Source organism: Bradyrhizobium sp. NBAIM01, from assembly GCF_020194115.1.
GTDB lineage: Bacteria > Pseudomonadota > Alphaproteobacteria > Rhizobiales > Xanthobacteraceae > Bradyrhizobium > Bradyrhizobium yuanmingense.
On sequence record NZ_JADYVU010000008.1, the window covers coordinates 299176 to 311038 of the forward strand.

At 64.1% G+C, this 11863-nt stretch carries 10 protein-coding genes and 1 pseudogene; 5 read left to right on the plus strand and 6 right to left on the minus strand.

Annotation, left to right across the window (positions count from 1 at the left end; translation table 11 throughout):
- The first annotated feature begins 214 nt into the window (after nucleotides 1-214).
- From I6F31_RS25465 to I6F31_RS25480, 4 genes are all read left to right on the plus strand, one after another.
- Nucleotides 215-2503 (plus strand): PBP1A family penicillin-binding protein, encoded by a 2289-nt coding sequence (locus I6F31_RS25465; protein WP_057027197.1) that lies wholly within the window; start codon nucleotides 215-217, stop codon nucleotides 2501-2503.
- 10 nt (nucleotides 2504-2513) lie between these two features.
- Nucleotides 2514-3092 (plus strand): DUF1214 domain-containing protein, encoded by a 579-nt coding sequence (locus I6F31_RS25470; RefSeq protein ID WP_225146000.1) that lies wholly within the window; start codon nucleotides 2514-2516, stop codon nucleotides 3090-3092.
- Nucleotides 3089-3673, plus strand: coding sequence for a DUF1254 domain-containing protein (locus I6F31_RS25475; protein ID WP_225146001.1), 585 nt, complete (start codon nucleotides 3089-3091; stop codon nucleotides 3671-3673). The genes I6F31_RS25470 and I6F31_RS25475 overlap by 4 nt, the downstream gene beginning before the upstream one ends.
- A gap of 220 nt (nucleotides 3674-3893) precedes the next feature.
- A complete protein-coding gene (locus tag I6F31_RS25480) occupies nucleotides 3894-4676 on the plus strand; it encodes a sulfite exporter TauE/SafE family protein (protein WP_225146231.1) in 783 nt (260 codons plus the stop codon).
- A gap of 168 nt (nucleotides 4677-4844) precedes the next feature.
- Here I6F31_RS25480 and I6F31_RS25485 read toward each other — a convergent pair whose 3' ends face one another.
- From I6F31_RS25485 to I6F31_RS25505, 5 genes are read right to left on the minus strand one after another with little or no spacing between them, the layout of a single operon-like run.
- A complete protein-coding gene (locus I6F31_RS25485; RefSeq protein WP_249788227.1) occupies nucleotides 4845-5603 on the minus strand; it encodes an amino acid ABC transporter ATP-binding protein in 759 nt (252 codons plus the stop codon).
- Nucleotides 5604-5640: 37 nt separating this feature from the next.
- Nucleotides 5641-6336 carry an amino acid ABC transporter permease gene (locus I6F31_RS25490; RefSeq protein ID WP_225146002.1) on the minus strand — a complete coding sequence of 232 codons (696 nt, stop codon included), beginning with the start codon at nucleotides 6334-6336 and terminating at the stop codon, nucleotides 5641-5643.
- A complete protein-coding gene (locus I6F31_RS25495) occupies nucleotides 6333-7127 on the minus strand; it encodes an amino acid ABC transporter permease (RefSeq protein ID WP_109144378.1) in 795 nt (264 codons plus the stop codon). Before I6F31_RS25495 ends, I6F31_RS25490 begins: the two co-directional genes overlap by 4 nt.
- Before the next feature lie 49 nt (nucleotides 7128-7176).
- Nucleotides 7177-8070, minus strand: coding sequence for an amino acid ABC transporter substrate-binding protein (locus tag I6F31_RS25500; protein ID WP_225146003.1), 894 nt, complete (start codon nucleotides 8068-8070; stop codon nucleotides 7177-7179).
- Nucleotides 8071-8092: 22 nt separating this feature from the next.
- On the minus strand, nucleotides 8093-9253 hold the full coding sequence (locus I6F31_RS25505) for an aminotransferase class V-fold PLP-dependent enzyme (RefSeq protein WP_225146004.1): 1161 nt from the start codon (nucleotides 9251-9253) through the stop codon (nucleotides 8093-8095).
- Between the two features lie 170 nt (nucleotides 9254-9423).
- Between I6F31_RS25505 and I6F31_RS25510 the strand changes: the two genes are divergently transcribed.
- Complete coding sequence (locus tag I6F31_RS25510) at nucleotides 9424-10224, plus strand: IclR family transcriptional regulator (protein WP_036005860.1); 801 nt, start codon at nucleotides 9424-9426, stop codon at nucleotides 10222-10224.
- 426 nt (nucleotides 10225-10650) lie between these two features.
- On the opposite strand, the pseudogene I6F31_RS25515 reads toward I6F31_RS25510, so the two are convergent.
- Nucleotides 10651-11534 (minus strand): annotated as a pseudogene (locus I6F31_RS25515) (DUF1259 domain-containing protein).
- Nucleotides 11535-11863: the final 329 nt, after the last annotated feature.

The following is an 11863-nucleotide window of genomic DNA, read 5'->3' on the forward strand; positions in this document are numbered from 1 at the left end:
TGAGGCCCGTAATGAACCGGGGGTCAATTAGGCCTGTTGTTCAAAATAGCGAGCGTGGCCATTGGTTTATGAGCCCCGCTCGGCTAGAAGGAACAGCAAGTCCCTCGGATGCTGGCCGGGCGCCTTGGGTTTGCCGCAACATACCCGCAAGACGTCTCGATGCCGCCCCGGCCGGGTGCTTGAACGCTTTCGAAGCAAGCCGCAAGGGTTCTAGGTGCGCCAGATCATACCACCGCATTGGAAGCAGAGGATCCGGAATTTCTTCCTGGATCTCGATGCGCGCATCGACTCCTCGCTGTTCTCCTCGGCCAAGGGCATCCGCGAGCTCTACGAGCGCTACTCGACCTTCATGGACCGCTTCTATGTCGGGCGGTGGAAGCGCTGGGTGTTCATCGAGCCGTTCTCGGAGGCCGCAACCCTCGGGCTCGGCGGCCTCGTCGTGATGCTCGCCCTCGCCATCCCGGCCTTCCGCGAGACCGCGGACGAGGACTGGCTGAAGAAGTCCGACCTCGCGGTGAGCTTCCTCGACCGCTACGGCAACCCGATCGGCAGCCGCGGCATCAAGCACAACGACTCCATTCCGCTGGAAGACTTTCCGGACGTGCTGATCAAGGCGACGCTGGCGACCGAGGACCGCCGCTTCTACGAGCATTTCGGCATCGACATCGCCGGCACTGCGCGCGCGCTCGTCACCAACGCGCAAGCCGGCGGCGTGCGCCAGGGCGGCTCCTCGATCACCCAGCAGCTCGCCAAGAACCTGTTCCTGAGCAACGAGCGCACCATCGAGCGCAAGGTCAACGAGGCCTTCCTCGCGATCTGGCTGGAATGGCGCCTGACCAAGAACGAGATCCTCAAGCTCTATCTCGACCGCGCCTATATGGGCGGCGGCACCTTCGGCGTCGACGGCGCGGCGCATTTCTACTTCAACAAGTCCGCGCGCGACGTGACGCTGGCGGAAGCGGCGATGCTCGCCGGCCTGTTCAAGGCGCCGACCAAGTACGCCCCGCACATCAACCTGCCCGCCGCCCGCGCGCGCGCCAACGTCGTGCTGGACAACCTCGTCGATGCCGGCTTCATGACCGAGGGCCAGGTGTTCGGCGCCCGCCGCAACCCGGCCTTCGCGGTCGACCGCCGCGACGAGGCCTCGCCGAACTATTATCTCGACTACGCCTTCGACGAGATGCGCAAGCTGGTCGATACCTTCCCGAAGTCCTACACCGAGCGCGTCTTCGTGGTGCGCACCGCGATCGATGCCAACGTGCAGAAGGCGGCCGAAGACGCTGTCGAGAACCAGCTGCGCCAGTTCGGCCGCGACTATCACGCGACGCAGGCCGCGACCGTCGTCGCCGATCTCGACGGCGGCATCCGCGCCATGGTCGGCGGCCGCGACTACGGCGCCAGCCAGTTCAACCGCGCCACCGACGCCTATCGCCAGCCCGGCTCCTCGTTCAAGCCCTACGTCTACACCACCGCGCTGCTGAACGGCTACACGCCCAACTCGATCGTGGTCGACGGCCCGGTCTGCATCGGCAATTGGTGCCCGCAGAATTATGGCCATTCCTATTCCGGCTCGGTGACGCTGACGCAGGCGATCACGCGTTCGATCAACGTCGTGCCGGTGAAGCTGTCGATCGAGATCGGCCGGAAGAACGAGCCCAAGACGCAGAACCCCGCCAAGGTCGGCCGCGCCAAGATCGTCGAGGTCGCGCGCCGCTTCGGCATCAAGGCGCCGCTGCCCGACACGCCGTCGCTGCCGATCGGCTCGGACGAGGTCAACGTGCTCGAGCACGCGGTCGCATACGCGACCTTCCCCAATCGCGGCAAGGCGGTGACGCCGCATGCGGTGCTGGAAGTGCGCACCGGCGCGGGCGACCTGGTCTGGCGCTGGGACCGCGACGGCCCGAAGCCGCGGCAGGCGATCCCGGCTTCCGTCGCCGCCGACATGTCCGGCATGATGAGCCACGTCGTCAGCGAAGGCACCGCACGGCGCGCCGCGCTGGACGGCATTCCGACCGCGGGCAAGACCGGCACGACCAATGCCTATCGCGACGCCTGGTTCGTCGGCTTCACCGGCAATTTCACCTGCGCGGTGTGGTACGGCAACGACGATTACTCGCCGACCAACCGCATGACCGGCGGCTCGCTGCCGGCGCAGACCTGGCACGACATCATGCTCGTGGCGCATCAGGGCGTGGAGGTCCGGGAGATTCCCGGCATCGGCATGGGCCAGAAGCTGCCGCCGCAGCATGTGAGCAACGCGCAGGCCAACGCAGCGCCGAAGGTGCTGGAGACCAAGCCCGGTCCGCCGCCGGTGCTGACCAAGCGCGGCGCGGACATCCTGGTGCGGGTCGAGAAGCTGCTGGATGATGCGGCCAAGGCCGCGAACAAATCGACGGCGAATGACAGCAAGCCGGCCAGGCCGTCCTCGTCGACGAGCGCGCTCGCCTTCCCGCAGAACTATGCGGAAGACAACGCCAACGCCTCTGCCCCGCGCAAGAACTGATCGAAAGCAAGTGCGGCTGATCCTGACCACATTGACGGCGCTTCTTCTCGCGACGGTCGTCGGCGTCGGCGCGACGTGGATGACCACGACGCGCGGCACCGAGATCGGCGCGCTGACCATCGGCCCCTGGACGGCACGGCCGCGGACCGGCACCGCCGACGTCGACCCCTATTCGCGCGCCACCATCGTCCGCAACGGCGAGCTGCCGATCGGCACCGGCGACGGTGTCGCCTTCACCGCCACCACCGACGACAGGAAGAAGGCGCTCGACGGCCGCTGCGACGTGGTCGTCTCCGGCGTGACGCCGCCGGCGCGGTTCTGGACGCTGACGCTCTACGACCGCAAGGGCCATCTCGTCGCCAATTCGCTGCAGCGCTACGGCTTCACCAGCCAGGAGATCGTGCGCGCCTCCGACGGCTCGTTCGAGATCCGGATCGCCTCGCGCTCGCGCGCCGGCAACTGGCTGCCGACCGGCGGCATCGAGCGCTATGCCTTGATGCTGCGTCTCTACGACACGCCGGTCGGCGTTGGAACGCGCACCCAGCGCGATGCGCCGATGCCGAGCATCACCACGGTGGGCTGCTCATGATCCGGCTCGTCTTCACCGTCGTCGCCGGCGTGGTGCTGGGCCTCGTGGTCCATCTCGTCAGCGTGCTGGCGCTGCCGCGGATTGCCACACAGGATGCCTATTCGCGGCTGACGCCGATGACCAGGGTGAACGCCGTCACCCAGCTTCCCCTCGCCGATCCCAACAATTCGCCGATGCCGTTCATGGATCCGGCCTTCGCGCTGGCGATCTGTCGTTATGATCTGTCTGGCGGGCCGATCAAGCTCACCGTGCCGGTGAGCCAGGCCTACACCTCGGTGTCGTTCTACACCCGCAACGAGATCGCCTATTACGCCATCAACGACCGCTCCGCGGGCCGCAAGGTGATCGAGCTCGACCTGATGACGGAAGCGCAGCGTAGCGAGCTGCCGGAGGACGAAGAGGTCACCGCGGCCGACCGCCTGATCATCGATTCCCCGACCACGACCGGCCTGATCCTGATGAAGGCGCTCGCGCCCGAGCCCGGCTTGATGCAGCAGGCGCAAGGCTCGCTCCAGGCTGCGACCTGCGCCCCGCAGACCGAGCCGCCGGCCAAGGCCGAGGCACCGCGCAGCCGGCGGTGAGCGCGGCCGCCAACAAAAAGTGCGAAAACAACCCCATGCACAGTAGCGGGGCGTTGAAATCATTACGCTCTTCCGCCGACCGCAACGATACCGCCGGGGACGCGTGCGTACCTTTGACTCGTCGGGCAAAACAGGGGCATACTGGCATCATCGAGAGTTGATCACACCCGCACGGAGCCGTCCGTCGCGGGTGTTGTCTTTGGCGCATCTTTCCGTGTCCATGCGAAACAATCCTGCCGCGTTCGGCTCGGGCACAATCATCGGCACTCTGGGCGGCTTGATCGGTCTCGGCGGTGCAGAATTTCGGCTGCCCCTGCTCATCAGCCTGTTCGGATTTCGCGGCCTCGAGGCCGTGATTCTGAACAAGGCGACGAGCCTGATCGTGGTGGCGAGCGCACTGCCGTTTCGCGCACGCGCCGTTCCGTTCGCGGAGATACATGCCCATTGGCCGATCATCCTGAACCTGCTGGCGGGCAGCCTCGTCGGCGCCTATGCGGGGGCATCCTGGGCGACGCGTCTGGAGTCCGGGACGCTCTACAGGATCATTGCCGTCCTGCTGCTCCTGATCGCCGGCATGCTTCTGTTCGCACATGGCAACGAGGCGGCAACCCCACCGGCGCTGATAGGCGTGAGCCTGATCGTCGCGGGCATAGCAGCGGGCTTTGCGATCGGGATCGTGGCATCGTTGCTCGGCGTTGCCGGAGGGGAATTCCTGATCCCGACCCTGATCTTGTTGTTCGGCGCGGACGTGAAGCTCGCGGGCAGCCTCTCGCTCGCGGTGAGCCTGCCGACCATGCTGGTGGGATTTGCGCGCTATAGTCGCGACCAGAGCTTTTCGGTGCTCCGCGCGAATTGGCAGTTCATGCTTGCAATGGCCATCGGGTCGGTCGTCGGGACATTCATAGGCGGCCTGCTTCTCGGCGTCGTCCCGAATTCGATTCTTCTGCCGGGATTGGCCGTGATCCTGGTCATTTCGGCGGTGAGAATCTGGCGGCATGAGTAGGCTGGTTCGAAACCATGCCGCAACCGGCGATGCGCCCTCGATCGGTTCGCAGATCGAGACGGATCGCTAGAGCACGATCCGGAAAAGTGTGAAGCGGTTTTCCGAAAAGATCATGCTTCAAACAATAACCTAAAGCGCGATGACGATTCATCCTAATCGCATCGCGCTTTAATGGATGATCTGGCCGAGGAAATCCCTCGCCCGCTCCGTCCTCGGCGCGCGGAAGAAGGTTTCGGGATCGGCTTCCTCGACGATCGAGCCGCGATCCATGAACACCACCCGGTCCGCGATCTCGCGGGCAAAGCCCATCTCGTGCGTGACGCAGACCATGGTCATGCCGTCTTTCGCGAGCTCCACCATGGTGTCGAGCACCTCCTTGACCATCTCCGGGTCGAGCGCCGAGGTCGGCTCGTCGAACAGCATGATCTTCGGCTGCATGCACAGCGCCCGCGCGATGGCGACGCGCTGCTGCTGGCCGCCGGAGAGCTGCCCCGGATATTTGTTCGCCTGGTCGTGAATGCGCACCTTGCGGAGCAGACTGATCGCGCGCTCATGCGCATCAGTGCGGGACAGGCCCCGCACCTTCATCGGCGCCAGCATGCAGTTCTCGACGACGGAGAGGTGCGGAAACAGGTTGAAGCTTTGGAACACCATGCCGACCTCGCGACGTATGCCGTTGACGTCGGTCATCCGGTCCGACAGCTCGATGCCGTCGACGACGATGCGCCCCGCATCGTGCTTTTCGATGTGGTTGATGCAGCGGATCAAGGTCGACTTGCCCGAGCCGGAGGGGCCGCACAGCACGATCTTCTCGCCGACCGCGACCGCGAGATTGACGTCGTTCAGGGCCGTGAAATGGCCGAACCGCTTCACCAAATTTTCAACGGTGACGATGGACGCCCGATTCCCCTCAGCGAACTCAAGCATTTTTCCTCTCCAAAGACTGGGATGACCGTGCGCAGCGCTAGCGGCGTAGTCCCGCGATCGCATTTCGCTTGCGCAAGGACGCCACGCATTGCGATGCCGCCGAACTGATCGCGAGGTAGACCACCGCAATGACCAGATACATCTCGACCAGACGGCCATTGAGCTGCGCCAGCTTCGAGGCTGCGCCAAGCAGATCGGTGAGCGAGAGCACGTAGACCAGCGAGGTATCCTGGAACAGGATGATGGTCTGGCTCAGGACGATCGGGCTGGCGACGCGGAGCACCTGCGGCAGGATCACGGAGCGATAGGTGTCGAAGGTGGAGAGTGCGAGCGCCTGACAGGCCTCGAACTGTCCCCGGTTCACGGCGCGCAATCCGACGCGGATGATCTCCGAATAATAGGCGGCCTCGAACAGGCCGAAGGTGATGAAGGCGGTCCAGGTGGCGCCGATCGGGACCGGTCGCCCGCTTCCGCCGAAATGACCGAGCACGATCGGCACCAGGAAGAAGAACCAGAACAGGACCAGGATCAGCGGGATCGAGCGCATCAGGGCGACATAGCCGCGCACGAGCTTGCCGAGCACGGGCACTTCGAAGTGCTGCACGAGGGCCAGGCAGGTGCCGAGGACCAGGCCGACCACGAAAGCAACGGCGGTCAGCGCCAGCGAAAACAGCAGGCCCGACCAGAGGTAAGGCCACGCCTGAAGCACAACGGAGAAATCGAGGCTGGTCACTTCACGACCTCCATCGCGTCAGGCAGGGCATCAATCGGTTGGATGGCGTGCGTCGCGCCCGGCTTGACAGCATCGTCCGCAGGGCTCGTGCCCGGAATGCGCACGGCCCTGTCGATCAGCGCCATCCCCTGATAGGCGATGAGCGCCAGCGCGAGGTAGACAAGCGTCGCGGCGCCGAAAGCGGTGAAGGTCTGGAACGTCGCTTCGCTGATCTGGCGGGCCTGCGCCGTCAGCTCCATCAGCCCGATGGTGAGCGCGACCGAGGTGTTCTTGTAGATGCCCATCACCTCGCTGGTCAGGCTCGGGATGATCAGGCGCAGCGCCTGCGGAACGATGACATGGCGATAGGTCGGATAGCCGCCGAGCCCGAGCGCGCTTGCCGCTTCGACCTGACCTTTCGGCAGGGCCTCGATCCCGGCACGCACCTGTTCGGCGATCCGGGCGGCGGTGTAGAGACCGAGGCACACCAGCGCCGGAAAGAACGATCCCCAGGGCGGCGGAATCTGCTTGATGGCGTTCCCGAGCGAGGCGGGAAGAATCTCCGGCAGGACGAAGTACCAGAGAAACATCTGCACCAGCACGGGGATGTTGCGGAATATCTCCACATAGAGGCGGGCAAGCGCCGCGACGGCCCGGTTCTGCACGGTGCGGCCGATGCCGACGACTACTCCGACCGCGAAGGCGATCCACCAGCCGAAGAACGCCAGCGCCAAGGTCCAGCCGAGGCCCGACACGAGCCAGTCGATATAGCGCTGGCCGTCCGCTGTCTGTTCAAGAAGCACTGCAAACATGGCGAACCTCGGGGCTCGGTTTGCGGGACACTCTCCGCCGACCTCGCAATTAGTCCACCGCGTCGCTGGGACGCGCGATCCGTTCCGTGAGCTCGACCGTCAGCGGAAACGCCAGGTTCTCATTCTTGGGCGGAATTGGCCTAGTGAACCATTTGGCGTAGGTCTTTTCGAACTGGCCCGACGCCATCTGCTTCGACAGAACGTCGTCGACCAGCGCCTTGAAGCCGGTATCGCCCTTCGTGAACATCAGGCCATAATAGATCTTGGCGTAACCATCGGGGAGAAATATCAGCGCATCCGGCTTCGGAGCTGCGGCCTTGAGGCCGGCGAGCAGAATGTCGTCCTCCATGAACGCGGCCGCGCGGCCGGTGTTCAGCATCAGGAAGGATTCGGCATGGTCCTTTGCCTGGACGATGTTGAAGCCGAGCTGCTCCTTCGCATTCACGCCTTGCGCGAAGCCGACGGCATTCGAGCCCTGGGTGACGACGATGGTTTTGCCCTTGAGATCGCCGGCCGTCTTCAGGCCGCTGTCCGCTTTGACCAGCCAGCGCGGCTGACTGACGAAGGTGGCGACGGAAAACGAGACCTGCTCCTGCCGCTTCCTGTCGTTGGCCGTGCCGCCGCACTCGATGTCGACGGTGCCGCTCTGGATCAGCGGGATGCGATTGGACGAGTTCACCGGAACGTAATTGACTTTGAGATTGGGTAAGGCGGTCTCCGCCTTGATGCGCTCGACGATGGCCGCGCAGAGGTCGAGCGAGAACCCGATCGGCTTCTGGTCGGGACCGAGATAGGAGAACGGGATCGAGGCCTCGCGATGACCGATGGTGATGGCGCCGTTCGACTTGATCCTGGCCAGCGTGGGGCTGTCGGCGGCAGAAGCGGCGCTGCCGAGGCCGCCAATGACCGACAGAATGCTCAAGACACATGCAAACTTCGTCATGTACGTCTCCTTGCTGGACAGCCTATGCGGCTCTCGATGATGGCTTCACGCCGCGCCGCTGGATGACGTCGATCAGGCGGTCGACGTCGGCAATCGTGTTGAACATCCCGAACGACACGCGAATGCCGTCCCGCTCCGGCGACACGCGGACGTTATTCTCCTCGAAATGGCCGAGCCATTCGGCCGCGGGCAGCGCAATGACGTAGATGTGCGGCGCGCGATGCTGCCGCGCGCGAGGGCCGACCAGGCGAACGCCCAGCACATCGAGCCGGGCGATGAGATGATCGCCGAGATCGAAACAATGGTTCTGGATGTTCTCGACGCCCAGCGCTTCGATCATGTCGAGCGAGGCATCGAGGGCATGGATCGCCGGAAGATTGAAATTGCCGAGCTCGAAGCGGCGCGCGCTCGGGGCCGGATCGAGCCTGTCAGGCCGGGCGATCAGATCGGCCGGGACTTCAGCGAGGCTCGCGGCCGCAAGATAGGTCGGCTCGAGCTCAGCCCTCGACTTGTCCCAATAGAGCAGGCCCAGCCCTTGCGGCACGAGCAGCCCCTTATGGCTGCCCGAACCGATGAAGGTCGCGCGCATGGCTTTCGCATCGATTGGCACGACACCGATCGCCTGCATCACGTCGACGACGAAATGGAGCCCCTTCTCCGCGCAGAGGGCGCCGATGCTTTCGATGTCGAAACGATGGCCGGCATGGAATGTCACCTGCGAGATCGAGATCGCCCTCGTGCTCGCATCGATGTAGGGACGAAGACTGTCGGCGTTCACGATCTCCGTCATCGGCACGAATGCGACGGTCACACCCTTGCGCCGCAGATTGAGGAACGCGTAGGCGTTGTTCGGATGATCGCCGTGGATCATCAGGACCTTGTCACCGGCGCGCAGCGGCAGCGCATTCGCGGCGATGTTCATGCTTTCCGAGGTGTTCTTGGTGAAGGCGATCCCGTCGCCCGATACGCCGAGAAACCGCGCCAGCTTTTCGCGCGTCTGCTCGACGCGATCGAGCCAGACGCTCTTCGGGCCGGCGGTCTCGAGACCTGCGCGCAGAAAACGATCGATCGCCGCTTTGACGGGGCGCGCAAGCGGCGTCTGGAAGCCGGAATCGAGATAGGTGATCCGCTCGGCAGCCGGAAACTCCCTCCGCACGGCATCGACGTCGTAATGGCCTGACATCCCGATCTCCTGAAGCACTTCCCCGGTGGCTCGCACTGCACAAATCCTGTTCACCACCGAGCAGCGCCAACGATATGGGCACGACACAAAAGTGCCTATAAAAATTTTCATATTCCAGTATATTTCATTCCGAAAAATGATAATTTGTACTTCGGGTGGAGACTGGCGAAATGCAGCAGCCGAGTACCGACGGGCCATTGGACCGCGCCTTCGCGATCATTGGCTATGTCGCCAGCCAGACCAGAGCAGCCTCGGTCGCTGACATCGCCGCTGCGCTGTCCCTGCCGCTGCCGACTGCGCATCGGCTCATCGGAAATCTGGAGCAGCGCGGGCTGCTTCAGAAAGCCGTGGGAACGAAGCGGTACGTGGTCGGCAATCAAATGGTCACGCTGTCGGCCCGCGTCATCGGCGCAGCTTTCCGTACCGCCCGCCGGCACGCGGTGCTCCGCGCCGTCGCCGCCGAAATCGGCGAGCAATGCGAGATCGGCGTCGTGCGGGACAACGTCGTTGCTTACGTCGACAGCGTCCGCGTATCGCAACCTCAAGGCCTGCAATTCAATCCCGGCGAAGCGGCCCCGCTCCACTGCACGTCGACCGGCAAGATCTACATGAGCCGGCTGCCGGAACGCGCGCGCGAGAAGCTGTGCCACGCGCTCACGCTGACGCGATACACCGAAACCACGATCGTGGACGTCGAGCACCTGATGAAGGTGCTCGATGAGACCCGCAAGCGCGGCTGGGCCAAGACCAATGAAGAATATGTGCGAGGCGTGGTCGGCTGTGCCGTTCCCATCCTCTCACCGGATCGCGAGCTGATCGCGTGCCTGGGTGTGTCTGTTCCCGTGGCACGGGTGAGCTTCACCGAGCTGGATCGGTTCATAGCTCCCCTGCAGAAGGCCGCTGCGCTGCTATCGGAGACGATCCTCGCGGACAATGAGGACGGCGTAAGCGAAGCCGTGTCGGCAAGCTGATGCTGCTCGAACGTCGTCCACAGTCACCGAGATTGTCCTCGCCCTGCAAGCCGGATCAGGCCTTGGTCAATATCTCGGGCGGTGCGACTTCGCCCACTCGCGGGCATGTGCGATGGGCTCTTGCGGCGGCAGGATGGCGCGCAGCTTCTGTATCGCCGGCTGGCTCTCCATGGGTCCTGCCATCGACAGAAGGCCGGAAATTTCGGACCCTGCCGGCGCTGTTCCTGCAGGAGCGTCGTCAAAAATTCAGGCTCTCGGCCATGGCGTTCCCTCCCATCAGCACAGCCAAGCATAGGCGCCAGGACGAGACCGGCCCGTGCCGACGCCCGCGACGCAAAGGCCAAAGCGGCGCGCATCGTCGGCTGCCCCAACACGTCAGACATTCAATCATTGAAACGCCTCACGGTGCATTTTCTGTGCCTTGGATCAGCTCTTGGTGCTGGCGGTCTTGTCGATCGCCGCGCGCAAGCCTTCAGCAAGCTTGATCGCGTCGTCATTGGCCCAGAAGTGCATGAAGAAGAGTCGCGGCTGTTCGTTCAGCATATGGCTGTGCAGCGCCGTCACCTCGATGCCATGCGTCCGCAGCGCCGCGATGACTGGATTCACCTCGTCGCTGGTCAGCACGAAATCGCCGGTGATGGCGGCCTTGCCGCCGCCGGTCGGCTGGAAATTGATGGCGTCGCGACGCCCATTGGACCGACGGGGGTTAGCAGCATGCCGTTCTCCGTGATCGGGTCGCGCCGTTTCACATTGAACTGGTAGACGCCGCCATTGCCCTGCCCCTTGACGCCGATGATCTGATCGAGCTTTGCGGTGTCGAGATCGATAGAGGGCGGATTCCCGGCTGCGGCGACCGTCAGGGGCGTCTTGCTTTCGGCGAGCGCATCACGGATTGCCGACGCCAGCTTGATAGGGTCGCCGTGTCCGGCGACGTGCATGTAGAATGTCGCCGGGCTTGCGCGCAGCAGATGGTTGTGCACGGCGGTAATCTCGAGACCGCTCGCCATCATCTTAGCCATCACTGGATTGATCTCGGTCTCAAGCAGCACGAGGTCACCCATGACCATGGTTCCGTCATGCGCAGGCTTGAACGCCAGCCAGCCGCCAAGCGCCAGCGCCGGCTTGATCGTGACGCCATCCAACGTCACGGTGAGATCGGTGCGCGGGAAGCCGTAGCGATGGACATCGTCCGCAACGGTTGGCTTGCGGCCCAGTGCCTCATCGACCTTTTGCCAGTCGATGCCCTGCGCGTGAGCGTTCGTGATGAAGCAGGCAGCGACGCCGATCAGTGCCGAAACCGTCTTATGCATGGATCAGCTCCCTTGAGCTCTGGGTGTATCCCTGCCCCAATCGGATAAGTGAGGCCGCTCCGGCCGTTCCGCCACACACAGCGGACTCGCCGCGGAGCGCATGCCATGGCGGTTCGGATGCCGGCAAGCCGAGAGGGTCGTGGAATGGAGTTGCGGTGTGTGAACATGCTGCGCCCTTGGTGATCAGGACGCGATGCTTGGGCATGTCGCCTCGCGGGGAGATCGCACATCCCCGTCGCGCTGACTAAAAACCCGCAGGGCAGAACTGTCAACCGGCGCACGGCCGCGTCACGTCACGAAGAGTTCACCCTTTGAAGGAACCCGCCAGC

Bases quoted from the DNA above. Each gene is read 5' to 3' on its own strand.
- I6F31_RS25510 (WP_036005860.1), top strand. From the start codon at position 9,424: ATGCAGCAGCCGAGTACCGACGGGCCATTGGACCGCGCCTTCGCGATC.
- I6F31_RS25505 (WP_225146004.1), bottom strand. From the start codon at position 9,253: ATGTCAGGCCATTACGACGTCGATGCCGTGCGGAGGGAGTTTCCGGCT.
- I6F31_RS25495 (WP_109144378.1), bottom strand. From the start codon at position 7,127: ATGTTTGCAGTGCTTCTTGAACAGACAGCGGACGGCCAGCGCTATATC.
- I6F31_RS25500 (WP_225146003.1), bottom strand. From the start codon at position 8,070: ATGACGAAGTTTGCATGTGTCTTGAGCATTCTGTCGGTCATTGGCGGC.
- I6F31_RS25475 (WP_225146001.1), top strand. From the start codon at position 3,089: ATGATCCGGCTCGTCTTCACCGTCGTCGCCGGCGTGGTGCTGGGCCTC.
- I6F31_RS25485 (WP_249788227.1), bottom strand. From the start codon at position 5,603: ATGCTTGAGTTCGCTGAGGGGAATCGGGCGTCCATCGTCACCGTTGAA.
- I6F31_RS25480 (WP_225146231.1), top strand. From the start codon at position 3,894: ATGCGAAACAATCCTGCCGCGTTCGGCTCGGGCACAATCATCGGCACT.